Annotated in this window: 19 protein-coding genes; 12 read left to right on the forward strand and 7 right to left on the reverse strand. The window is 66.5% G+C overall.

Features of this window, described 5'->3' with window-relative positions:
* Nucleotides 1-96 precede the first annotated feature (96 nt).
* Entirely contained in the window at nt 97-2,988 is a 2,892-nt protein-coding gene (locus tag AC5P9P_RS12490; protein ID WP_288469002.1) for a TonB-dependent receptor, read from the reverse strand.
* Between the two features lie 241 nt (nt 2,989-3,229).
* Here AC5P9P_RS12490 and AC5P9P_RS12495 point away from each other — a divergent pair, with 241 nt between their 5' ends.
* The 7 genes from AC5P9P_RS12495 to AC5P9P_RS12525 are packed head-to-tail and all read left to right on the forward strand — an operon-like array spanning nt 3,230 to nt 12,223.
* Nucleotides 3,230-4,669, forward strand: a complete 1,440-nt coding sequence (locus AC5P9P_RS12495) for a polysaccharide lyase 6 family protein (RefSeq protein ID WP_049452417.1) — start codon at nt 3,230-3,232, stop codon at nt 4,667-4,669.
* Entirely contained in the window at nt 4,666-6,894 is a 2,229-nt protein-coding gene (locus AC5P9P_RS12500) for an oligoalginate lyase (protein ID WP_049403738.1), read from the forward strand. The genes AC5P9P_RS12495 and AC5P9P_RS12500 overlap by 4 nt, the downstream gene beginning before the upstream one ends.
* Entirely contained in the window at nt 6,891-8,195 is a 1,305-nt protein-coding gene (locus tag AC5P9P_RS12505; RefSeq protein ID WP_049403739.1) for an MFS transporter, read from the forward strand. Before AC5P9P_RS12500 ends, AC5P9P_RS12505 begins: the two co-directional genes overlap by 4 nt.
* Nucleotides 8,196-8,241: 46 nt before the next feature.
* Nucleotides 8,242-8,994 carry an SDR family NAD(P)-dependent oxidoreductase gene (locus AC5P9P_RS12510; protein ID WP_033834243.1) on the forward strand — a complete coding sequence of 251 codons (753 nt, stop codon included), beginning with the start codon at nt 8,242-8,244 and terminating at the stop codon, nt 8,992-8,994.
* Nucleotides 8,995-9,015: 21 nt separating this feature from the next.
* Nucleotides 9,016-10,203 carry a GDSL-type esterase/lipase family protein gene (locus tag AC5P9P_RS12515; protein WP_049403740.1) on the forward strand — a complete coding sequence of 396 codons (1,188 nt, stop codon included), beginning with the start codon at nt 9,016-9,018 and terminating at the stop codon, nt 10,201-10,203.
* A 10-nt stretch (nt 10,204-10,213) separates the two neighbouring features.
* On the forward strand, nt 10,214-11,233 hold the full coding sequence (locus AC5P9P_RS12520; RefSeq protein WP_049403741.1) for a sugar kinase: 1,020 nt from the start codon (nt 10,214-10,216) through the stop codon (nt 11,231-11,233).
* Nucleotides 11,234-11,293: 60 nt separating this feature from the next.
* Nucleotides 11,294-12,223: a DUF6708 domain-containing protein gene (locus AC5P9P_RS12525; RefSeq protein ID WP_049403742.1), complete on the forward strand. Its 930-nt coding sequence runs from the start codon at nt 11,294-11,296 to the stop codon at nt 12,221-12,223.
* A 58-nt stretch (nt 12,224-12,281) separates the two neighbouring features.
* Here the strand turns inward: AC5P9P_RS12525 and AC5P9P_RS12530 are convergent, their stop codons facing one another.
* Entirely contained in the window at nt 12,282-13,733 is a 1,452-nt protein-coding gene (locus AC5P9P_RS12530) for a S41 family peptidase (protein WP_049403743.1), read from the reverse strand.
* Between the two features lie 87 nt (nt 13,734-13,820).
* The gene (locus AC5P9P_RS12535) at nt 13,821-15,395 is read right to left on the reverse strand and encodes a S15 peptidase family protein (protein WP_184013656.1); all 1,575 of its coding nucleotides are present in this window, start codon (nt 15,393-15,395) and stop codon (nt 13,821-13,823) included.
* Between the two features lie 325 nt (nt 15,396-15,720).
* On the opposite strand from AC5P9P_RS12535, the gene AC5P9P_RS12540 reads away from it, so the two are divergent.
* The 3 genes from AC5P9P_RS12540 (at nt 15,721) to AC5P9P_RS12550 (ending at nt 18,681) form a co-directional block, all read left to right on the forward strand.
* Entirely contained in the window at nt 15,721-16,851 is a 1,131-nt protein-coding gene (locus AC5P9P_RS12540; RefSeq protein ID WP_260289847.1) for a hypothetical protein, read from the forward strand.
* A 289-nt stretch (nt 16,852-17,140) separates the two neighbouring features.
* A complete protein-coding gene (locus AC5P9P_RS12545; RefSeq protein WP_495232826.1) occupies nt 17,141-17,881 on the forward strand; it encodes a DNA/RNA non-specific endonuclease in 741 nt (246 codons plus the stop codon).
* Nucleotides 17,882-17,985: 104 nt separating this feature from the next.
* Nucleotides 17,986-18,681, forward strand: coding sequence for an HAD family hydrolase (locus tag AC5P9P_RS12550; protein WP_184013655.1), 696 nt, complete (start codon nt 17,986-17,988; stop codon nt 18,679-18,681).
* 6 nt (nt 18,682-18,687) lie between these two features.
* On the opposite strand, the gene AC5P9P_RS12555 is transcribed toward AC5P9P_RS12550, so the two are convergent.
* The 4 genes from AC5P9P_RS12555 to AC5P9P_RS12570 are packed head-to-tail and all read right to left on the reverse strand — an operon-like array spanning nt 18,688 to nt 20,735.
* The gene (locus AC5P9P_RS12555; protein WP_288469006.1) at nt 18,688-18,918 is read right to left on the reverse strand and encodes a hypothetical protein; all 231 of its coding nucleotides are present in this window, start codon (nt 18,916-18,918) and stop codon (nt 18,688-18,690) included.
* Nucleotides 18,915-19,340, reverse strand: a complete 426-nt coding sequence (locus AC5P9P_RS12560; RefSeq protein WP_049450762.1) for a VOC family protein — start codon at nt 19,338-19,340, stop codon at nt 18,915-18,917. The genes AC5P9P_RS12555 and AC5P9P_RS12560 overlap by 4 nt, the downstream gene beginning before the upstream one ends.
* Nucleotides 19,341-19,350: 10 nt before the next feature.
* A complete protein-coding gene (locus tag AC5P9P_RS12565; protein ID WP_005409769.1) occupies nt 19,351-19,812 on the reverse strand; it encodes a helix-turn-helix domain-containing protein in 462 nt (153 codons plus the stop codon).
* The gene (locus AC5P9P_RS12570; RefSeq protein WP_033834255.1) at nt 19,809-20,735 is read right to left on the reverse strand and encodes a LysR substrate-binding domain-containing protein; all 927 of its coding nucleotides are present in this window, start codon (nt 20,733-20,735) and stop codon (nt 19,809-19,811) included. The genes AC5P9P_RS12565 and AC5P9P_RS12570 overlap by 4 nt, the downstream gene beginning before the upstream one ends.
* A 91-nt stretch (nt 20,736-20,826) precedes the next feature.
* Here AC5P9P_RS12570 and AC5P9P_RS12575 point away from each other — a divergent pair, with 91 nt between their 5' ends.
* Both AC5P9P_RS12575 and AC5P9P_RS12580 read left to right on the forward strand, forming a co-directional pair.
* Nucleotides 20,827-21,867, forward strand: a complete 1,041-nt coding sequence (locus AC5P9P_RS12575; protein ID WP_049433511.1) for a twin-arginine translocation signal domain-containing protein — start codon at nt 20,827-20,829, stop codon at nt 21,865-21,867.
* Complete coding sequence (locus tag AC5P9P_RS12580; RefSeq protein WP_049433512.1) at nt 21,864-22,745, forward strand: TolB family protein; 882 nt, start codon at nt 21,864-21,866, stop codon at nt 22,743-22,745. Before AC5P9P_RS12575 ends, AC5P9P_RS12580 begins: the two co-directional genes overlap by 4 nt.
* Nucleotides 22,746-22,762: the final 17 nt, after the last annotated feature.

Raw genomic sequence — 22,762 nt, forward strand, 5'->3', positions numbered from 1 at the left:
GACCCTTGGCGATTCCTTCCCGGTCCCTGCCCTGCCACCGCGGCCGGCAAGGGTCCGGTTGGAGCGACGGCGCGACCACTGGCCGCGCCGCTCTGTTCAGAACTTGTATCGTACACCGAAATACGCACGCCGCCCGTAGGTCACCACTTCGCGGAAGTTCCCATAAAGCGGCTGGTAGGCCACGCGCGGCTCGTTGGTCAGGTTCATCAACTCCAGCGACAGCGACAACTGCTTGTTCACCCGGTAGCGCAGGCGCAGGTCCACGCTGGTGTTGTCATTGTAGTAGCGGTTCTGCTGTGCGGTGTTGCCGGTGAAGTCCTGGTAGTAGTGCGAGCGGAACTTGCCGATGGCCTGGATGTTGAAGCGCCCGACGTCCCAGTAGATCGAGCCGGACAGGACGTGCCGCGAGAAGCCGCTGAGGCCCGCCGGCGGCACGATCGCCGGAATGATCGTGCCGTCACTGGCCAGCTGCTCGCCCAGTCGCGAGTCCTGGGTCCGGTAGTCGGCATCGGCGTAGTTGTAACTGACCTTGAAGCCCAGTCCGTCGAACGGCTTGGGCAGGTACGACAGTCGATGGGTGGCGGTCAGCTCGAAGCCGGTCAGCGTGCTGTCCTCGTCGGTGGTTACCTGCTGGCGTACCGGCACGGTCACGCTCTGGCCGTCGATGGTGTAGGTCTCCGGCACCAGCGCAGTGGCGGTGCCGCCGTTGAACTGCTTCCAGTACACCGCGCCGGCCAGCATCGTGTCCGGGTTCGGGTACCACTCCAGTGACAGGTCGCCGTTCCAGGACATCAGCGGCTGCGCGGCGGGGTTGCCGCTGGCGCTGATGTCATCCAGCGCGTCGGCCAGATTGCCGTAGGTGGCATCACTGCTCACGTTGATGGTGCGCCCGGCACCCAGCGCGGCGATGTCCGGCCGTGACATCGCGCGGTATGCACCGACCCGCAGCAACACGTCCGGGCGCAGTTCGAAGGCCGCGTTGAGGCTGGGCAGCAGCTTGTCGTTGCCCGCCCTGAACACCTGCGTGCTGTACGCACCGGTGGGTTGCAGGCGGATCGTGCCGTCACCATTGTCCTCGATACGCAGCCCGGTACGCACGCCTTCGGAGCGAACATCGGTCTTGACCCAGCGCAGGCCGAGGTTGCCGGTCACCGGCAAGCCGAACAGGCTGCTGCTGAACTCCCCCATCAGATAGAGCGCGCGTGTCTTCTCGGTGATATCGACATTGTTCGGATCCTGGAAACCCGGATCCAACCCACTGTCGAGGCTGCCACGGAACGACTGGTACAGGCAGTTCGGATCGAAGTACGCCCACGAGGAGATCGTGTTGCCGCTGGCGGCATCCATGAAATCATCCTGTGGGAACGGCGCGCGGCAGGCCTGGTTGGCGGCGATGATCTTCGCCTTGTCGGCCGCCACGCGCTGGTCGTAGTCGCTCACCAGGGTGTTGTCGCGCAGGCGGTAGTCAGCCTGGCTGGCGCGCACGCCGCCCTTGATGCGGGTGAGGAAACCGGACTCGGGCATGAAGCTGGCATCGAAGCGGCCGGCCTTGATCCTGTGGTCGTTCTCCGTTGCGCTGGAGGTGACGCGCGCCGCGCCGGTGTAGGCGTCCCAGTTGTTGGGGTCGAAGTTCGGCGCCAGCGCAACACTGGGCACTTCGCCGTGCCAGTCCCAGTCATAGTCCACGTAGCCGGTGGCACCACTGCTGATGCCCGGCACGATGGCATTGCTGACGTTGCGCTGGTTGGCACGCAGGCGGGTCATGCGCTCGCTGTCGAGGCGATTGGTGTGCGAGTACGAAAGGTCGGTGGACAGTTCCCAGGCCGGGGTCGGTCGCAGGATCAGGTTCAGGCCACCCCCGGTGTACTCCTCGCCACGCCAGTAGCGGTTTGAGGTGGAATCAATCGAGGTGCTGCCATGCAGGTGGCGCACGATGCCGTCCTCGTCCACCTCGCGCCGGGTGATGCCACGACGGGCGTTGGACAGGCTCAGGTCGCTGCGGTTCTCGTACCAGTTGCGCTCGGTGTGTTCGAAGTCGAGGTTCACTTCAACCAGGTCATTGGGCCGCCACTGCAATGCGGCGAACTCGCTCTGCCGGTCGTTGCGCTCCTGCTTGAGCCGGTAGATGCGGCTGCTTGGCACCAGGTAGTACGGCGCGCCGTTGGCGATGGCCTGCGCGGACACTTCATTGCAGTTGGCATTGCCAACGTTCTGCGTGCCATCGCAGGCATACCAGGTGGAACCGCTGGTGATGCTCTCTTCCGGGTCGGTACCGTCCAGGCGCTGGAAGCCCAGCGAGATACCCAGCTTCTGCCCGTTGCCGAACTCGAACTGGTCGATGTAGCTGGCGGTGCCGCGATAGCCGATGCCGTCGTCGTCGCGGTACTTCTTGTCATACTCGGCCCAGCTGCCGCGCAGGTCCAGCTGCGCCGCACGCTTGCCGTACTCCAGTGGGCGCACTGTTTCCAGGCCGATGGTGCCAGCCACGCCGCCTTCGATGATGTCGGCGCGCTGGGTCTTGTAGATGGCCACCGTATTGATCAGCTCGGCGGGGAACATGTTGAAGTTCACCGAGCGGTCGCCGCTGCCGTTGGTGATCTCGCGGCCATTGAAGTTGGTGCTGCTGAGGAAGGCGCCCAGGCCACGGATGGAGATTTCCGAGGCGCCGGTCTTGTCGCGGGTCGAAGCGGCGCCGGTCAGGGTCTCGATCGCATCGGCCAGCGAGGGCGCCGGCAGGTCGCCGATGTCATCGGCCGAGAGCACGTCGGCAATGACCGTGTCATCGCGCTTCTTGTTGATCGAACTCTGCATCGATTCGCGGATGCCGGTGACCTGTACCTGGTCCAGCGTGGTGGGATCCTGCCCTGCCGCGTCCTTGCCGGATTGCGCCTGGGCCGTGGGCAGCCCCGCCAGCACGGCGAGCAACGCCACGATCAGGGGTGTGGGGGACAACGAGATGCTGTGCACTGCTCCGGCGGGTCGCCGCATGGTTTCCTCCTCCCAAAGGATCGCCTGCATGCCAGGCGTGGGACGCAGCTTCGGCACGGCGACATGAAAATGTCAACCAATTGGTATGCGATTGTTCAAATGCCTTTGATCCATACCAGTTGATCGCAATTTAATGTGCTAATGCAGCATGACTTTGCGCGAAAGCTGGCTTACAACAAACCCGAAAGTGGTATGCAGGCCCACCCTGAAACGACGGCGCGGCCGTCCCTGGAAGGATTTCATGCGCATTCACCCGCTGGCCCGTAACCGATCCAATAATCCACGGCTGTTTTGCCTGACCACTGGCCTAGCAATGTGCCTGACCACTTCAGCAGCAAGCGCAGCCAGCTGGCTCGTCCACGATGTCGCGGAGTTCACTACCGCCGCCTCGGCGCTGCAGCCTGGCGATGAGATCGTGCTGGCTGACGGCACCTGGACCGATGCCCGGCTGCTGCTTAAGGGTCAGGGCACGGCAGCCGCACCGATCGTGCTGCGCGCGCAGACCGCCGGCAAGGTCGTCCTCAGCGGGCGCTCGGACCTGCGCCTGGCCGGGAGCTACCTGCAGGTGTCCAACCTGGTGTTCCGCAACGGCCATGCGCCGGGTGATGCGGTGGTGGCGTTCCGCGAGTCGAGCAAGGCAGTCGCCAGCAACAGCCGCGTCACCGGCCTGGTGATCGATGACTACACCAACCCGGATGCCAGCGACCAGGACTACTGGGTATCGCTGTATGGCAGCAACAACCGGTTGGATCACAGCCAGTTGCGCGGCAAGACCAACGCCGGGCCGACCGTGGTGGTGGTGCGCGATGCCACCCAGGGCCTGGACAACCAGCACCGTATCGACCACAACTGGTTCGGGCCGCGCCCGGCGCTGGGCGTCAACGGGGGCGAAACGATCCGCGTCGGCACCAGCGACAGCTCACTGAGCGATTCCAACAGCACGGTGGAGAACAACTGGTTCGAAGGCTGCGACGGCGAGACCGAGATCATCAGCAACAAGTCCGGCGGCAACACCTACCGCGGCAACGTCTTCTACCGTTCGGCCGGCGCATTGACCCTGCGCCATGGCAACGGCAACCGGGTGATCGACAACGTCTTCCTCGGCGATGACAAGGCCGGCACCGGCGGCGTACGCATCATCAACGCCGACCAGACCGTCAGCAACAACTACTTCGAGCGGCTGGCCGGGTCCAGCAACCGTTCGGCGTTGGCGGTGATGGATGCGCAGGCCAGTCCTCCGCTGTCCGGCTATGCGCCTGTGGTGAATGCCACGATCAATCGCAACACCTTCGTGGACGTGGCGAAGATCAGTTTCGGCGTCGGCCACGATGAAGCCAAAGGCATCGTGGTCGCCGCCAGCAGCAGCCGCCTCACCGGCAACCTGATCGTCAACCGCAACAGCAGCAACCCACCAACTGCCGCCAGTTCGCTGGCCGGCATCGACTTCAGCGGCAACGTGCAGTCGCCGGCAGCCAGCACCGTGTTCCCGGGTGGCGTAGAAGGCCGTGGCGTCAGCCTGCAGCAGGCTGCCAGCGGATTGTGGGTGGCCACGCCTGCCCTGCCCGCCGTGGGCGCCGATCCTGCCCTGGCGATGACCGCGCGCGAGGCGACCGGCGTCGCCTGGTATCCCAAGGTGGGCGAAGTTGCCCTGTCACGCACCCGCAATGGAGTTGATCGATGAGGTTGCAGCCGCTGTTCGTTTCCCTGGCCCTGGCCGCCCCCTTCGCCCTGCTGCCGACCGCGTCGCTGTCCGCAGCGCCCGCTGCCGCCGCGCGGCAGGCCGACACCGCGCCGGTGCTGGTCACCGCTGCGCAGTGGCAGCAGATGGCCAGCGAAGGCCGCCGCTACCCGTGGTTCGCCAAGGAGCAGGCGCGCACCGAGGCAACACTGAAGAAGATGATGAAGGCCGGCATCGACGTGCCGGTGCCCAGGGACAAGGGCGGCGGGCGCACCCATGAACAGCACAAGCGCAACTACCAGGCACTGTTGGCGGCGGGCACGCTGTACCGGTTGACCGGCGACAGGACCTACGTGGATTACGCGCGCGACATGCTGCTGCAGTATGCCAGGCTGTACCCGACGCTCGGCCCGCACCCGGAAGGCAGGGGCCAGATTCCCGGCCGCGTGTTCTGGCAGGTGCTCAACGATTCGGTATGGCTGGTCAACGCCATCCAGGGCTATGACGCGATCCATGACGCGCTGTCCGCCGAGGACCGCAACACCATCGAATCGAAGGTGTTCCGGCCGATGGCCGAGTTCCTCGTCAGCGAACCGAAGAACTACGACCAGATCCATAACCACGCCACGTGGGCGGTGGCCGCCACCGGCATGACCGGCTACGTGCTGCGCGACCAGGAACTGGTGGAGAAGTCCCTGCGCGGCAGCCAGAAGGACGACAAGTTCGGCTTCCTGCGGCAGATCGACCTGCTGTTCTCGCCCGATGGCTACTACGAGGAAGGCCCCTACTACCAGCGCTATGCACTGGCGCCGTTCCTGCTGTTCGCCAACGCCATCGAACGCAATGAGCCGCAGCGGAAGATCTTCGCGCGTCGCGATGGCGTGTTGCTGAAGGCGGTGGATGTGCTGGTGCAGTCCAGCTATGGCGGCCTGTTCTTCCCGATCAACGATGCGATCCTGGACAAGGGCATCGACACCGAAGAGCTGGTGGCCGGCATCGGCATCGCCTATACGCGCACCGGTGATGACCGCCTGTTGTCGGTGGCCCAGCAGCAGAAGCGCCTGCTGTTGTCACCCGAAGGCCTGCAGGTGGCGCAGGCACTGGCCGCCAACAAGGCCAAGCCCTTCGACTACCGCCCGATGCTGCTGCGCGATGGCCCCGACGGCGACCGCGGCGGCGTGGCGATCCTGCGCATGAACGGCGAACGCGGCCAGGCACTGGTGCAGAAGGACACGATGCAGGGCATGGGACACGGCCACTTCGACAAGCTCAACTGGCTGTTCTACGACAACGGCAACCCGGTGGTGACCGATTACGGCGCCGCCCGCTTCCTCAACGTGGAAGCCAAGCGCGGTGGCATCTACCTGGCCGAGAACCGCAGTTGGGCCAAGCAGACCGTGGCCCACAACACCCTGGTGGTGGACGAGCAGAGTCACTTCATGGGCGACTGGAAGCGTGGCGAGGCGCATGCCCCGCAGGTGCGCTTCTTCCAAGCCGACGCCGATACCCAGATTGCCTCGGCAACGATGCGCGATGCCTATCCCGGCGTGGCGTTCACCCGCACCCAGGCGCTGCTGCGCCACCCCGACCTGGGCCTGCCGGTGGTGCTGGACCTGCTGCAGGTGCACGGCGACAAGGCCGCGCGCTACGACCTGCCGCTGCACTTCAAAGGCCACATCGTCACCACCGGCTTCGAGGCCGAACACTTCCCCAGCCAGCGCCCGGTGCTGGGCAAGGACAACGGCTACCAGCACCTGTGGCTGGATGCACGCAGCAAACCCGGCAGCGAGCCGCGTTCCCTGGCGTGGCTGCTGGACGGGCGCTTCTACACCTACCGCTTCGGCAGCAGTGCGCCGGCGCAGGCGCTGCTGGTGGAAAGCGGCGCGAACGATCCGGAATTCAACCTGCGGCGCGAGCCTGCCCTGCTGCAGCGCGTGGACGGCCAGAAGGACGTGACCTTCTTCAGCGTGCTGGAGCCGCATGGCGAGTACAACGGCACCGCCGAGTACGTGCATGGCGCCGACAGCCGCATCAGGGAGATCGTGCGTACCCGCGGCAGCGATGCCGAGGTGATCGAGCTGCGCCTGGCCAGTGGCGCGCGCATCGCCCTGGGCGTGGCCGACGACAGCAGCGCCAAGGGCGAGCACAGCGTGACAGTGGACGGCCATGCCTACCGCTGGAGCGGCAGCCACGCACGCATGGACCGCAGCAAGGGTGACGGCAAATGAACGGCCCTGCGGTGGTGGCCAAGCTGCGCAAGGTGCCGGTGCGTTCAGCCGTGCGCTGGCTGATCGTGGGCCTGATTGCCGTGGCCACGGTCATCAACTACATCGACCGCAACGCACTGGCGGTGATGTGGCCGGAAATCGCCAGGGAAGTGGGCGCGACCAAGGATGACTACGCCCTGCTGGTGACGGTGTTCATGCTGTTCTACGCCGCCGGCCAGTATCTGTTCGGCCGCCTGTTCGACATGATCGGCACGCGCCTGGGTTTCGCCCTGTCGATCAGCGTGTGGTCGATCTCCATCGCCCTGCACTCGATCACCCATTCGATGCTGTCCTTCAGCCTGGTACGAGCGATGCTGGGCATCAGCGAAGCAGGCGCGTGGCCGGGCGCGGTGAAGGCCAATGCCGAGTGGTTCCCGGCGCGCGAGCGCGCATTGGCGCAGGGTGTGTTCAACGCCGGTGCGTCGATCGGGGCGATCGTCTCCGCACCGGCCATCGCTGGCCTCTACCTGTGGCTGGGCTGGCGCGGCACCTTCGTGCTGGTCGGTGCAATCGGTTTCCTGTGGCTGCTGCCATGGCTGTTTGTCTACCGCGCCGGGCCGGACAAGCACCCGTGGGTGAGCGATGCCGAGCGCCGGCTGATCCATGAAGACCAGACCGGGCAGCAGGACGCGGTGGCACCGAAGGTGAGCGTGCGTGCGCTGCTGGCCCACCGGCAGAGCTGGGGCATGCTCGCCTGCCGCTTCCTGCTGGACCCGATCTGGTGGCTGTTCGTGTCCTGGCTGCCGATCTACCTGGCTGAAACCTTCGGCTTCGACATCAAGCAGATCGGCCTGTTCGCCTGGGTGCCGTTTGTCGGCGCGATGCTGGGCAGCCTGAGCGGCGGCTGGCTCTCCGGGCGGATGATCCGCGCCGGGCACAGCGTGGACCGCGCCCGCAAGCTGTCCATAACGCTGGGCTGCGTGGTCATGGCTCCTGCCCTGCTGGGTGCAGTGCTGGCCAACCAGCCGCTGCTGGCGGTGCTGGCAATCGCTGCGGTGCTGTTCGGCTTCCAGGTGGCCATCGGCAACATCCAGACCCTGCCGGGCGACCTGTTCGACGGCCGCTCGGTGGGCACGCTGGCAGGCCTGGGTGGCCTGGCCGCCGTGGCCGGCACCTTGATCACCACCTGGCTGGTGCCGGTGCTGACCCGCCACTCCTATGCCCCGATCTTCATCCTCGTTGCCGCGCTGGTGCCGCTGTCGCTGGCCGCGCTGTGGTGGTGGACCGGCCCTATCCACAAGCTCGACCGCCGCGGCGGTTGAGCCTGCATCTCTCTTCAATTCCCCCGCAAACCAAGGAGTTTTCCGCATGTCGTTCCAGGACAAGGTGGCCATTGTCACCGGCGGTGGCCGCGATATCGGTCGCGCCGTTTCGATCAAGCTGGCTGCCGCCGGTGCACGCGTCTGCATCAACTACGCCAATGATGAAACCAGTGCCCAGGAAACGCTGGCACGGATCCAGGCGGCCGGTGGCCAGGCCATGGTGCATCGCGCCGACGTCACCGATGCCACGGCCGTCGCCGGCCTGGTCGCTGCGGCACAGGCCGCGTTCGGCGAGCGCATCGACCTGCTGGTGAACGTGGCCGGTGGCATGGTGCAGCGCCGGCCGCTGGCCGACATCGACCCGGTGTTCTTCCACACCGTGATGGACCTGAACCTGACCTCGACCTACCTGACCACCCACGCGGTGGTGCCGCACATGCGCGAAGGCGCGGCCATCGTCAACTTCGCCTCGCAGGCAGGCCGTGATGGCGGCGGCCCGGGCGCATCGATCTACGCCACCGCCAAGGCGGCGGTGATGACCTTCACCCGCGCCATGGCCAAGGAGCTGGGGCCGAAGGGTATCCGCGTGAACGCGCTGTGCTGCGGCATGATCGCCACCCGCTTCCACGATGAATTCACCAAGCCGGAAGTACGCACGGCCGTTGCCGGTGCCACCCCGTTGCGCCGCCAGGGCGCGCCGGACGAAGCCGCCGACGCTGCGGTGTTCCTGGCCTCGGATGCGGCGGCGTTCATCACCGGCGCGAATCTGGACGTCAACGGCGGCACCTACTTCTCCTGACACCTGACCGGACTCCTGCCCATGCAGCGCTGGACACTTCTGTTTTCATTGACGCTCTGCTCCGCCATGACGGCGCCCGCTGTGTGGGCCGCACCCGTGTGGGTCACTGCCTGGACGGCCGCGCCCGCGCCCGACCGCAAGGACGGAACGTCCGATGCGCCGGTACAGTTCGCCGCACAGACCGTGCGCCAGGACATGCGTATCGGCAGCCGTGGCGATGCGCTGCGGCTGCGCATCAGCAACGAGCTCGGCACGGCGCCCTTGCGGGTCGAGGACCTGCGTGTGGGAGTGAAGAACGGCAAGGCCGCACCGCTGCCGGTAACGGTGGATGGCCGCGCGGTCATCGAGGTGCCGGTCGGAGCCGCGCTGCTGAGCGACCCGGTGCGGATGCCGGTGGCGGCGCTGCAGGAGATCAGCGTGAGTGCCTATTTCCCGCAGCCCACCCGCCCCGCCGTGCGCCGCACCGAGCTGCGGGTCGCAGATGGCAGGCAGACAGCCGTCGCCGACAGCGTGCGGCTGAGCTACCAGCAGAACGTCTTCTCGGCGGTGATGGTGCAGCGTGATGATCGTCCCCAGGTAATCGTGGCGCTGGGCGATTCCATCACGGAAGGCGCCACCGCACGCCGCGGCACCTTCAACCAGTGGCCGGAGCGGTTTGCGCAGCGCCTGCAGCAGGCCTGCCCGAACCGGTTCGTGGTACTTAACCAGGGCATCAGCGGCAACAAGCTGCTTGACCACGGCCGCAGCCACAGTGCGCTGTCACGATTGGATCGCGATGTGATCGCGGTGGCCGACGCCGATCAGGTGATCCTGTTCGAAGGCATCAACGACATCCGCCACGGCGGTGGCGCGCAGCCGCTGCCTGGACGCAATGCGGCGGACATGCTGCTGGGCTATCAACAGGTTGCGGCGCGGCTGCATGCGCACGGCATCCGCGCCTGGCTGGGTACGTTGACCCCGTTCGGCGGTTCCGAGCGCTACGAGCCCGTGTCCGCCGCCACCCGCACCACGATCAACCAGTGGGCACGCGGCGGCAACAGCGGCTTCGACGGCATCATCGATTTCGATGCCGCGCTGCGTGACCCGAAGGCAGCCGAATCGTTGCCCAACGAGATCACCCGCGACCATCTGCATCCCAACGACGAAGGCTACCGGCGAATGGCCGATGCCATCGATCTGCGCATGCTGGGCTGCACCACCCCCGAGTGAGAGAGAACCGATGAGCCGCGTCGTTTGTTTCGGTGAGTTGCTGCTGCGCCTGGGCGCACCCGGTCGTGAACTACTGCTGCAGACGCCGCAGCTGCAGGTCCATGTGGGAGGCGCCGAGGCCAATGTGGCGGTCTCGCTGGCCAGCCTGGGCCACGATGTGCAGATGGTCAGCACGGTACCCGGTAACGCGCTGGGCCGGCATGCCGTGGCCGAGCTGCGGCGGCATGGCGTGGGCGTGGCCGCCGTGCGTGAAGTGGAGGGTGACCGCATGGGCCTGTACTTCCTGGCGACCGGTGCGGTGCAGCGCGCCAGTGAAGTGGTGTATGACCGGGCCGGTTCTGCATTCGCAAACAGCAGCGCCGAGGATCATGCGTGGCCCGCCGTGCTGTCCGGCGCGCACCTGCTGCATGTCTCGGGCGTCAGCCCGGCGCTGGGCGCCAACGTGGCCGAGTCGGTGCTGGGTGCCGTGCGTGCGGCTCGCGCGGCCGGTGTGCAGGTGTCCTTCGACGGCAATTACCGTCCCTCACTGTGGCGACGCTGGGATGGCGACGCAGCGGCGATCCTGCGTGAGCTGTTCGCCGAGGCCGACATTGTCTTTGCCGATCATCGAGACATCGAACTGATGCTGGGGCTGCACTTCGCGCAGGACGATGCGGTCGCGCGAACCGAGGCCGCTGCGGCCGCTGCCTTTGCCGCGTTCCCGCACCTGCGGTGGCTGTCCTGCACCCAGCGCGAGGTGATCAGCGCCGACCATCACGTGCTCGGTGCGCTGCTGCTGGGACGCGATGGAACCCGCGCGCAGGCTGCTCCGAGGCCGCTGCCCGGCATCGTTGATCGCATCGGCGGCGGCGATGCCTTTGCCGCCGGCATCCTGCACGGATTGCTGTCCGGGCTCGACGCAGAACACACCGTGCGCTTCGGACTGGCCGCAGGCGCGTTGAAGCACGCCATTCCCGGCGACTTCAGCCCTGCCCGCGAAGCTGAAGTCCGGGCACTGATGGAGAGCCACCCGTTCGACGTTCGTCGCTGATCCCCCCCGGGAGAATCCCGCTAGAATCCAACGGGCGCTGGAATCGCGCAGGGATCGCCCATGGATTACACCGGATACACGCGCAAGTTTCCCAACAACCGCCCACTGAATGCGTTTGATCGCGAGCACCGCCTGCTGCAGAAGCAGCGGCTGGATGTCGTGCCGTTGGCGCAGCTGTGCGTGGTGAAGATGAATTCGAACGGCCTGGTTTCGGTGGATCGCTGGTTCGCCGCGCGTGGCTTTGCAGCCCTGCTGGGCGCGATCGGCATTGCCTTCGGGCTGGGCGGCATGCTGATGCTGCTCTGGTTGCTGATCGTGAACAGGCTACCCAACGAAAATGGCCTGTGGGAGGCGATATTCATCGGCATGGCGATGCTGGCCGCCTTCACTGCAGCGAGCATCTGGGTGGCTTGCCTCGAGCTGTTCCGCTGGACCTACTATCCGATCGCGCTCGATCGCAAGCACCGGCAGATACACGTGTTCCGGCTGGATGGCACCACCCTCAGCGTGCCCTGGGACCAGGTCTATTTCACGCTTGGCCGCGGAACGGGAACCTTCGGATGGTACAACTGGGATGTCCGCGGACTGATCCTGGACGCGGATGGCGTCGCAGTACGGGAGACGTTCGCGTTCTCCATCGCGACCTCTCGCATCGAGAACGCACATGCCCACTGGGAGTTCCTGCGGCGCTACATGGAAGAAGGACCGGCAGCCGTCGTGGACGCGGTGCACTGCTGCATGCCGCTGGACGGCAAGCGCGAGAGCTTCGCGTCCGGCAAGGAGCGCATCTTCGCCGAAGACGCGCAGCTCCCGGGTTTCATGTGGCTCACGATGCTGCCACTCAGCTACCTGCACACGATCATGCGCTGGGTGGTGATGCAGACCAGCAGGATTCCGCGGTTTCCACCGGACATCGAGGCGCGCCTGACACCGGACGCCGGTGATCCCTGTGTCCGCGACGCTTCGATGAATCCACCGGACCTACGCTGACCCAGCGTTGCGTCCGGCAACAGCACGTGGGAATCCCGCGTCATGGGCAGGCGCGTCCTCACAACGCCAGCAGCCACGCTTCCAGTGCGCGTGTGTCCCGCATGTCGCCGTCATAGCGACGATCCGGAACATGCGGTTCATTGGAACCGCGCACCCGGCCTCGGAAAACCTTCATCGGTACGGAAATCCTGGCCAGTCCGCTCGGCAGCCGCTCCGGCCTGACATCCATGTAGAGGCTGTCGGCCGAAGTCTCGACGCCGACCTGCATCGCGCCCAGCCGTTTCCACAGATCCAGTGCATCGAGGCAGGCCGAGCCGCAGGAGGCATCGGCCACGATCACCACCCTGCCCCTGCGCAGCGGAGCGGCCGGGCCTGCGGTTGCAGCTGTATCTGCCCTGGCCTCGGATGGCTCGCGCCACACTGCCTCACCCCGGCCGCGTGCCCGTGCCATGCCCGTCGTCACCGATTCCAGCATGCGACGCAGCTCTGGCGACGCGTCGGGCGCCTGCACCAGCTTCTGCAGGAAGCCGCGCAACTGGGCGATGTTGGCCTCGGAGGTCCGCCACTCCACCCAGCTGGGATCGGACAGCGCGTCCACGGCGGCACGGCCCCAGATCAATCGCGCCAGTTCGATGCTCCATTGCGAAGCACCGCCACTGTTGCCACGCACATCCAGCACGACCGACGGTGCCTGCTGCAGTGCTGCGGCTTTTGGAGCAAGCTGCTCGAGCAGCGCGGTCAGTTCCTTGAAGTTCTGCTCCGTAGGGTCGGCATTGAAGCTGCTGGTGGTGATCCAGTAGCCACCGCCTGGCATCGTGTGCCAACCATTGGCCGGGCGGAAGCTGCGACGGGTATCGGCCAGGCGCTCCTTGCGCTGTGCGGCCTGCAGCGGCTGCCACTGCAGTGCATAGGATTTCTCGCGTCCGTCCACCAGGAAAACGCAGCTGCGCAGCGTGGGCACGAACGGATTGCCCTGCTCCAGCAGCACTTCACCACCACCCTGGATGCGGCTGGCCTGCAGGTTCCAGCGCCCGCTGAAGTCACCCACCCGGCGCGCAGCCAGTGTCTGCGCATCGATGCCGTCACAGGACAGCAATCGAGCCCCCAGCGGCGGATGGCCCGGACCACCGTCCACGGTCATGACCACCTGCGCATCACCGTCGAAACCGGTCAGGAACCCGGGCCACTGCGTCGGAAGATCGGGAGCGCCGGCAAGCGCGTTGAGGCTGACGTGGCCGTCATTGAAGGAGGCCGCGTAACCCTTCATCGCCCACCAGTAGCCTGCGAAGCTGTCGACATTGGCCGCGCGCGAGCGGGCAAGCGCCGAGGCGGCCTCCAGCTGCGGAACGAAACCCGGATTCCGCAGATCCACGGCGCCCGGATGGCTGCCGCGCATGGCAGCGTCGGCAGCGTCCAGATCCTTCAACAGCGTGTCCGACCAGTCGCTCGGCGCGCCTTGCGCGGTGGGCGCCGCAAGCACCGCACCGAGCAGCAGCCCTGCAATGATCATGGATTCATCCCTTTGCCGGAACAAACGCCAGTCTCGCAGTTTTCCAGCCTGGCGAAGCGCGCCCGCCGCAACGGGCGCGGCCGTCCGTCAATGCAGCGGCAGCTTCAGCATCGAAGGCGCGTTCGCCGGTGAACTGAAGGTCACCGTGCCACCCAACTGGCTGATGCCTGCGTAGCGCAGGTCCACGGTGTCCATCACCAGAGTCAGGCGACTGCCGGCCGGCACGTCCCAGCTGCTGGCCTCCAGCCGCAGGTCGATGGTCTTCGCCTGCCCCGGCGTGGCGCCCCGCAGCGTATAGGGCTTGTGGCTGATCAGCTGGCCATTGCCCAGCACGTCCTCGGCATAGAGATACGCATACAACGTGGTGTCGGCGCGGCTTGGCGTGACCGTCATCCGCACTTCCGGCGCGCCATCCAGACGGCGTGCACTCCAGTAGATCGGCCCTTGCCAGACGCCCGCGGCGTTGCGCCCGACGAACGGCACATAGGCGCCCGGTGGCAGGTTGATCATCTGCAGCGCGCCGGACGCCATCACCACGCCCGAGTTTGCGGCCGTAAGCAGGCCGCTGCCGATTCGGTAGCTCCAGCCGGCGCCGCCACCGTTCGCCACCAGTCCACCGGTGGGCTGCAACAGCCCGCTCGGCGCGGTCAGCCCGTAGCTCACCGCGCCCGTCCGCGTAGCCTGCCAATCCGGATAGTGGCTCCAGCTGCCCTTCTGCGACTTCAGCTGCACCGCAGGCTGCCGGTCGATGCCATTGGCCACCCCCTTCAGGTAATGGTCGAACCAGTCGCCCACCGAATCGTAGACCTCGTTGGGAACACCCAGTGCGCCAAAGGCTTCGTTGAGCGCGTGATCGCCATGGCGCAACTGCAGCTGCTTGGGGCCCTTCAGGCGGTTGAAGAAATCGACCAGCTGGCCCGGCGGGAACAGGCTGTCGTTGAAGGCGTTGGCCAGGAACACCGCTGGCTGGTTGGCGTTGATCTCATCGATGCTGGCCCCGGGGCTGCGCTGCGCCGCCACCGGCAACAGCGAGTCCACCGCGCCCTGGTAGTTGCCGACCAGCACATTGCGATTGATGGTGGACAGCTCCGGTCCCGGGCGACCGGTGGCCAGGCCTGCGGCAACCAACAGCGCGATGCCCTGTGCGCTGGGGGTGTCGTTGCTGTACAGCGAGGCCTGCAGGTCGGCCCATCCACTCAGTGCAGCCACTGCCTTGATGCGCGGATCGCGTGCGGCCGCCAGCAGGCTGGTGCCGGCCCCATAGGAGATGCCCGATACGCCGATTCGTGACGGGTCGGTGCGGGTGTTGTCCAGCGCCCAGTCAATCAGTGCACTGACATCCTCCACCGTGGCCGGCCCGGCGATGTCGATGCTGCCGCCGGATTCCCAGAAGCCACGCGAGCTGTAGCTGATGACCACATAGCCGCGCCGGGCCAACGACTGCGCCACGCCCACGTACTCCACGCTGGGCACCGCCCAGCTGCTGGGCATCACCAGCAGCGGATACCGTCCGCTGCCCGCGTCCTGCGGTTCGATGACGAAGGCCCCGAGAGGCGTTCCATCCCAGCTGGGAATGGTGCGATGGGTGGTCTTGACCGTGGCCGCCCAGGCGGTGGGCGCCAGCCCGGTCAGCAGCATCAACAGCAGCACTACCTTGCGCATCGTGTTCTCTCCCCATCGGTGGTGGTGCAACGGGTTGGACCGTACCAGTGCGAATGGTGGGTGGCACCTTGCGACGCAGCATGACCGTTGCTGCACTGTCGCAACCTTTGAATCGATGCTATGACGGGACCTTCCCAAGGACGGATGGATAATGAGACCCCGGCCGCATTCACTTGTCGCCCTGTTGCTGGTTGCCGTTGGCCCCGTGTCCGCGGAGGATCCTGCGCTGTCCGACGGGACCGCTGGCGCAGTCTTCGAAGAGGCGCAAACGCTGTGCCAGGCCGACAACGGCCGACTTTGGGGAGCGTCGCTGTGTGGGCCAATGATGCTGGTGGACAGGACCAGTCGCCGGGTCACGGCATCCCGTGCAGATGCACAGGGCAACCTGCAGGCACGTGGAGAGGTTTTCATCGGCCAGCTTCCGCCGGACGCGATCATCGCCAACACCGCCGTCGAATGGTCCGGCACCCGCTGGACGCAGCTGCTCTGGCCGCTGCCACAGGACGAAAGCCGGCGACGCACGCTGCTGGCCCACGAGATGTTCCACCGCCTGCAACCCGCGCTGTCGATCGCAGCGCCGGCAGAGGACGGCAATGAACACCTCGACACGCTTGAAGGACGCTACTGGCTGCAGCTGGAATGGCGCGCGCTTGCGGATGCGCTCACGGGCACCGATGCAGTGGCGCAGCACACTGCGGTGACCGACGCACTCGCATTCCGCGCCGAGCGCCACCGCCAGTTCCCTGCGGCAGCGCAGGAAGAAGCGGCGCTGGAATTGAACGAGGGCCTGGCCGAGTACACCGGCGTGTTCGTGGGCAACCCAACGCGCTCCACACGTACCCAGGCGGCGCTGCATGACCTTCGCGCGCACGTTGCTGATCTCAGCTTCGTCCGCTCTTTCGCCTATGCCACCGGTCCGGCCTATGGCCTGCTGCTGGACCAGGCGGCCCCCGGTTGGCGCAACGATCTCGCCCACCCCGCCCGGGACCTCGGCACGCATCTGGCCGAAGTGACCGGGACCCCGATGCAGCGGAATGCGACCGCGCTGCGAGCCGCTGCTGCGCGCTACGGCGGGCAGGCACTGCGCGAAGCCGAAACGCTGCGCGAACGGCAGCGCCTTGCGCAGCTGGAACACAACCATGCGCGCTTCGTGACAGGCCCGGTCGTGCGGTTGGATCTGCGCAGCATGCGCATCCAGTTCAATCCCAACACGATGCAGCCGTTGCCGGGCCGTGGAACGGTATATCCAACAATGCGGCTGACCGATACCTGGGGCAGCCTGGACGTCACCGACGGAGCATTGATGCAGAGCGACTGGAAGGCCGTGTTCGTGCAGGCACCCGCAACTGCCGACCCGCCGCTACAGGGTCCAGGGTGGTCGCTGAGTCTGAAACCAGGATGGTTACTGGTGCCGGGAACACGCAACGGCGATTACGTGTTGAAGACGCCCCCCTGACAACACCCGCAGGCATCGCGATGCTCTAGCACGCGAGCGTTTCAGACACGCCCTGCACCATTTGACACATCTCCAGTGCTTGCGCGCTGTCACAGCTTCGTCTTTTCATCGTTGACCGAAAGACGACAGCTTGTGACGCTTACGACACCGCAAGGCCTCCACCGGCCTGTCATAGCGGCCACGTCCCACCGCAATCCGTAGCACCCGTCCCCGCAACGCCCTCCCATGACTTCGCCTCGGCCTGGTTGTGGCGGACGGCTGCGCCCTGAACTTCTGCTGGAGAACCGCAATGCGCCTTGCAACCTTCTTCTTCGCGTTCGTCCTCAGTGCCTTCGCCGGCGCTGCCCAGGCCCAGGTCGTCACCCTCAACAAGGGCGGCTTCTTGCTCACCTACGACTGCAGCATCCACAGCGCCACCCGCTACGAATACACCCTGACCGCAGACACCGGGTCGGCCGCGCGCCCGTCCAGCTTCTACAAGGATCCGGACCTGCCGGCAGGCTGCCTCGGCCAGACCAGCACCGCTTCCTACGCCAGCATCAAGTCTGGCTATGACCGCGGCCATCTGGTGACGTCCAACCACATGGACTACAACGCGACCTACATCCGCCGCGCCAACTACATGACCAACATCGTTCCGCAGGTGTCCAGCTTCAACCAGGGCATCTGGGTGAAGGCCGAGAACGTGGCCGAGTGCTACCGCGACATCGCGCCGGTGGATGTCTATGGTGGCGTGGTCTACGGCGACGCCTCCAACGACTACTTCCTTTCCAGCCACGGCATCCCGACGCCGGAGTTCTTCTGGAAGACCATCATCACCCGTGACCCGACCACCGGCACCGCCAAGGCGATCAGCTGGATCATTCCCAACGAAGCCAATCTGGGCAGCCTCGACAGCTATCTGGTGACCATCGCCGATCTGGAGGAGCTGCTGGGTGCGAGCTACGTGGCGATCAACGCACCGGCCTCGTTGAAGAACATGCTGCCGGCCAGCACCTGGCCGCAGCCGGCGGGCTGTGACCTGGGCTGACCGGCTGGCCGGGAATGGGTGGCACCCAGTCCGGGTGCCACACAGGGATGGCTGTGGGAAAATGGCGGGCAATTGCACCACCGCATTGCCCCCTGGAGCTGTAGATGTCCCGTTTCCCCTTCGATGCCGTGCTGTTCGACTGCGACGGCGTACTCGTCGATTCCGAGCCGCTGGTCGCCCGCGTTCTCTCGGAAATGCTGACCGCACGCGGCTGGCCGCTGACCCCGGCGCAGGCGGGTGAAGTCTTCCTCGGCCAGTCCGTGGCCCATCTGGCAGGGCTGATCGCAGAGCGCACCGGCAAGCCGTTCACCGAGGAATGGCTGGAGGAGTTCCGCCATCAGCGCAACCGGGCACTGGAACGTGACCTTGAAGCGATCCAGGGGGCACCCGAGGCCGTGCGTGCGATCGCTGCAGCCACCGGCGGGCGGATCGCCTGCGCTTCCGGTGCCGACCTGCACAAGGTGAAGCTGCAGCTGGGCAAGGTCGGCATCCTTGATGCCTTCGGTGCCCATGTGTTCAGTGGCCAGGACATGCCGCGCACGAAGCCGCACCCGGACGTGTACCTGGCTGCAGCTGCAGCGCTGGGCGTCGACCCGACGCGCTGTGCAGTGATCGAGGACACCGTCACCGGCGCCACTGCCGGCGTTGCCGCAGGCGCCACCGTGTTCGGCTTCAGTGAGGGTGGCCCGCACCACAGTACACCTGAAGCCCTGCGCGCAGTCGGTGCAAAGGTGATTTTCCAGCGCATGGACCAGCTGCCGGGCCTGCTTGCCGCCCACGCGGTGGACGCCGTCGCCTGACTCTGCTCAGCCCGCGGTGCCCAGTGCGGCGCTGCGGCGCTTTCCGGCGTAGTGCAGCGCGAACAGGTACAGGCCGGTGAACAGTTGCAGAAACAGCGGCGGCAGCGGCGAATAGGTGATCCACGCTGCAGGTTCGCCCTGCCCCAGCCCGCGAACGGCGAAGTTGGCGATCATCGCCAGGGTGAACACGATCGAGGTCCAACGATGCACGGGCCGTGCCCAGCCACCGCGGCTCATTGCCGGCGCCTCGCTTCGGAACGGGCTTCGATCATCTTCCAGCCATTGCCTGATGGGTCACGGAATCCGGCGTCGACGGCGCCATAGCGCTCGATCGGCTCCTGGGTGAATTCCACGCCCTGTGCCAGCCATTGCGTGTAGCGCGCCTGGCAGTCATCCACGGCCAGCACCAGCGGCGGCATTGCGCCCTTGGCCACCAGCTGCTGCAGCGAAAGCGCGGTAGCGGCGTCGTGGGTGGGCGGGCCTGGCACGAACAGGCCCAGCTGGAAACCGTCCTGGCCCGGGCTGCGTACCGTCAGCCATCGGTAGCTGCCATTGCGTACGTCGGTATGCACTTCGAAGCCGAGCTTGCCGACGTAGAACGCCAGCGCCTCATCCTGGTCGCGCACATACAGGCCGACTGTGTTCACAGTGTTCGTCATGGGACCTCCCTCAGGTGGGGTCCACGTTAGCAACCGCCTCGCGGCGGCGCTTCTCCAAAACTGCGATCTTCAGGTCCGGGCGCTGCGCGGCGCGTGCATGGCATTCCGGCACGCTGGCCGACGCCGCCTGGCCCGCACGCTCACGCTCACGCACATTGCCCGGGCTGTCACCGGTGATGTCACGGAAGATGCGGCCGAAGGTACCCAGGCTGCTCCACCCGGTCTGCGCGGCGATTTCGGTGACCGGCAACTCGGTGTCACGCAACATCGCCACGGCCCGTTCGATGCGCCGGCTGAGGAGATAGCGGTGCGGTGGCAGCCCGAAGGCCTGCTTGAACGAACGGGCGAAGTGCGCCGGCGACACCGCACTGACCTCGGCCAGGCGCGCGACCGGCCATTCCTCATGGCTGGCGCGGTCCATCCGGTCCTTGGCACGCAGCAGGCGCCGCAGCAGTTCGGGGCTCTGGTTCATGGCACCACCGCCTGGGCCAGGTAGTGGCGTGCCGCGTGCCGCGTCTCAGCGGCCTGCTCGACCAGCCAGTCACGCAATGCAATGACCTTGGCACTGCCATTTCGCGCCGTGGGTGCCACGAACCAGAAGCTGCGACCGTCGCTGGCGACACCCGGATGCGCCTGCACCAGCCGCCCGCTGTCCAGCTCGGCCTGGAAAAGGATCGGCGAACCAATGGCGATGCCTTGCCCGGCGATCGCGGCGCCGACATCCAGATGCTCGACGGCAAAGGGCGCGACGAAACTCTCCGGTGCCGGCGGTGGAATGTGCCCGTGCGCGGCAAACCACAGGGCCCACCAGTCCGGCCGCCCGAGCAGGGGAATCTCCAGCGCACTGCTGCCCAGCCCACGCGCCTCGTGCAGCAGCGCCGGCGCACACAACGGTGTGAACACGCTGGGAAACAAGGGAGTTGCCTGAAGACCCGGCCATTCGCCCTGGCCATTGCGGATGGCGGCATCGAAGTGACCGGCGGCCAGATCCTGCGGCGCTGCCGACAGGTCCAGTTCCAGCACGAACTGCCGGTGGCGGGCGCGGAACGTGCCCAGCCGCGGCGTCAGCCAACTGGTGCCCAGCGTCGGCAGCACGGACAGGCGCAGTCGCGCCGCATCCCTGTCAGCGGCGCGCATGAAGCTGGCGCGCAGTGCATCGAATGCCCGGGTCGCCTCCTGGGCGACGCTGGCACCCGCCACCGTCAGTTCCACGTGCTGTGCGTGGCGCAGGAACAGGCAGATCCCGGTCTGGACCTCCAGCCGCCGCACGTGGTAGCTCACCGACGCCGCACTGGTGTCAAGCTCTTCGGCGGCGCGCGCGAAGCTGCCCAGCCGCGCCGCCGCCTCGAAGGCACGGATGGCGGCAAGCGATGGCAGCTGGCGTTGGGTGACCATAAGTGTGACTTAGCCTGAGCCCCGATATCTGCGTGGTCAATCCCCCTGGTACGCGCAACGATGGAGGCACCTTCGACAGGGGATCACGCACATGGATCGACGGCAGTTCCTGGCCACCCTGGCCGCCGCGGCGGCATCTACGGCGCTGCCCTCCGGGTGGGCCCTGCCCAGCCACAGCGAAGACTGGCAATGGTTGCAGGGCAACTGGCAGGTCCGGCACCGACGCCTGAAGGAGCGCCTGATCGGCGATACCCGTTGGGAGTCCTTCACGGGTTCCAGCGCGGTCTGGCTCACCCTGGGCGGACTCGGCACCATCGATGACAACGTCATGGCGCTGCCTTCGGGCGCCTACAGGGGCCTGGGCGTGCGCGCATTCGATCCGGTGTCTTCCACCTGGTCGATCTGGTGGATCGATGGCCGCAACCCTGCCCATATCGAAGCCCCTGTGCGCGGCGCTTTCAAGGGCGATGCCGGCAGCTTCCGCGGCACCGACCGGATCGACGGGCGCCCCATCGAGGTCTGGTTCCGTTGGCATGACATCCACGGCGAGGAGCCGTGGTGGGAACAGGCGTTCTCCGACGATGCCGGTGCGCACTGGGAAGTGAACTGGCGCAACTGGTTCCGCCGCACTGCTGCGGTCCCCTCTCCGCTTCCGAAGCTGCCGGATGCACCAAGCGATTTTGATTTCCTGGTGGGCCATTGGAACGTGCGCCATCGTCGCCTGCGCGCTCGGCTGGCAGGCAGCAATGCATGGGACGCGTTCAACGGCACCCTGCACAACTGGCCGGTCCTGGGAGGATTCGGCAACGTGGGTGACAACCTGATGCACATGCCTGGAGCGCCGCTGCGCGGCATGGGCATCCGCGCCTGGAATGCGGCGGAGCGGCACTGGCTGAGCTGGTGGCTGGATGGCCGGGAGCCAACCCGGATCGGCGCGCCACTGCGCGGTGGTTTCCAGGCCGGTGTCGGCCGCTTCTTCGGCGAAGACCAGCACAACGGCCGATCAATCCAGACGCGGGTGATCTGGTCACGCATTACCCCGCGCTCGGCGCGTTGGGAACAGGCGGCATCGACCGATGGCGGGCGCAGCTGGGAAACCAACTGGGTCAGCGACTTCGAGCGACAGGCATGAAGGCGCTGCTGGCCGTGATGCTGCTGGTTGCTGCGTCGCCTCCCGCGTCTCCATCACGGGTGCTGCGGATCGTCGGCCCCGCCGAGCGCTTCGCCCCGGGCGTTGCATCCACGCAATACGACGAGATTCGACTGACCTTGAGCCCGGACGGTAGAACCGCACTGTGGTTCAGCCGCAACCGGCCCGGCGGTCCGGGCGGGTATGACATCTGGGTCTCCCGCAACGATGGTCAGCGCTGGCGGCCGGCGATGCCGGTGCCGTTCAACTCGCCGGGGCGCGACTTCGATCCCGCCTTTTCCGCCGATGGCCGCGTGGTGTATTTCTGTTCGGATCGCGCAGGCGGCCAGGGCGGCGACGATCTGTACCGGGTCAGCATGGGGAGCGACGGTCGATTCGGGGAGCCGGTCAATCTCGGCCCGGCAGTGAACAGCGCGGCCGATGAATTCGCGCCGATGCTCTCGCCCGACGCAGCCACGCTGCTGTTCTCCAGCGATCGCGCAGGCGGTGCGGGTGGCCATGACCTCTACGTCGCAGCGATGGTCCGTGGCATGGCGCAGCCGGCACGGCCGCTGCCGGGAGACCTCAATACCGCAGCGCAGGAGTTCGATGCCACCTTCCTGGGCGACGGCCGGACGCTGGTGTTTGCCCGCGCCCTGGACTTCGGCAGTGCACCGGTACGCCAGTTCATTGCCTACGCGCGTGGAGACCGTTATGACGCGGGCCTTGCATTGCCCTCCCCCTTGAACGAGGCCTCCGGCGACAGCTACGGCGCGATGCTGGATGGCTCGCAACCCGACACCTTGACCTATTCGGCGCGGCGCGCGAACGGTGCAGGGTTGGACCTGTACCGCATCCGCTATCGGATGATGCGCCCCTGAAGGCAGATGGTGTCGAT

The sequence above is a fragment of the Stenotrophomonas sp. YJH_SMC_14-1 genome, assembly GCF_059372275.1.

Bases quoted from the DNA above. Each gene is read 5' to 3' on its own strand.
- AC5P9P_RS12525 (WP_049403742.1), top strand. From the start codon at position 11,294: ATGGATTACACCGGATACACGCGCAAGTTTCCCAACAACCGCCCACTG.
- AC5P9P_RS12530 (WP_049403743.1), bottom strand. From the start codon at position 13,733: ATGATCATTGCAGGGCTGCTGCTCGGTGCGGTGCTTGCGGCGCCCACC.
- AC5P9P_RS12555 (WP_288469006.1), bottom strand. From the start codon at position 18,918: ATGAGCCGCGGTGGCTGGGCACGGCCCGTGCATCGTTGGACCTCGATC.
- AC5P9P_RS12495 (WP_049452417.1), top strand. From the start codon at position 3,230: ATGCGCATTCACCCGCTGGCCCGTAACCGATCCAATAATCCACGGCTG.
- AC5P9P_RS12570 (WP_033834255.1), bottom strand. From the start codon at position 20,735: ATGGTCACCCAACGCCAGCTGCCATCGCTTGCCGCCATCCGTGCCTTC.
- AC5P9P_RS12535 (WP_184013656.1), bottom strand. From the start codon at position 15,395: ATGCGCAAGGTAGTGCTGCTGTTGATGCTGCTGACCGGGCTGGCGCCC.
- AC5P9P_RS12575 (WP_049433511.1), top strand. From the start codon at position 20,827: ATGGATCGACGGCAGTTCCTGGCCACCCTGGCCGCCGCGGCGGCATCT.
- AC5P9P_RS12545 (WP_495232826.1), top strand. From the start codon at position 17,141: ATGCGCCTTGCAACCTTCTTCTTCGCGTTCGTCCTCAGTGCCTTCGCC.
- AC5P9P_RS12520 (WP_049403741.1), top strand. From the start codon at position 10,214: ATGAGCCGCGTCGTTTGTTTCGGTGAGTTGCTGCTGCGCCTGGGCGCA.
- AC5P9P_RS12490 (WP_288469002.1), bottom strand. From the start codon at position 2,988: ATGCGGCGACCCGCCGGAGCAGTGCACAGCATCTCGTTGTCCCCCACA.
- AC5P9P_RS12565 (WP_005409769.1), bottom strand. From the start codon at position 19,812: ATGAACCAGAGCCCCGAACTGCTGCGGCGCCTGCTGCGTGCCAAGGAC.
- AC5P9P_RS12510 (WP_033834243.1), top strand. From the start codon at position 8,242: ATGTCGTTCCAGGACAAGGTGGCCATTGTCACCGGCGGTGGCCGCGAT.
- AC5P9P_RS12515 (WP_049403740.1), top strand. From the start codon at position 9,016: ATGCAGCGCTGGACACTTCTGTTTTCATTGACGCTCTGCTCCGCCATG.
- AC5P9P_RS12580 (WP_049433512.1), top strand. From the start codon at position 21,864: ATGAAGGCGCTGCTGGCCGTGATGCTGCTGGTTGCTGCGTCGCCTCCC.
- AC5P9P_RS12505 (WP_049403739.1), top strand. From the start codon at position 6,891: ATGAACGGCCCTGCGGTGGTGGCCAAGCTGCGCAAGGTGCCGGTGCGT.
- AC5P9P_RS12540 (WP_260289847.1), top strand. From the start codon at position 15,721: ATGCTGGTGGACAGGACCAGTCGCCGGGTCACGGCATCCCGTGCAGAT.
- AC5P9P_RS12500 (WP_049403738.1), top strand. From the start codon at position 4,666: ATGAGGTTGCAGCCGCTGTTCGTTTCCCTGGCCCTGGCCGCCCCCTTC.
- AC5P9P_RS12560 (WP_049450762.1), bottom strand. From the start codon at position 19,340: ATGACGAACACTGTGAACACAGTCGGCCTGTATGTGCGCGACCAGGAT.
- AC5P9P_RS12550 (WP_184013655.1), top strand. From the start codon at position 17,986: ATGTCCCGTTTCCCCTTCGATGCCGTGCTGTTCGACTGCGACGGCGTA.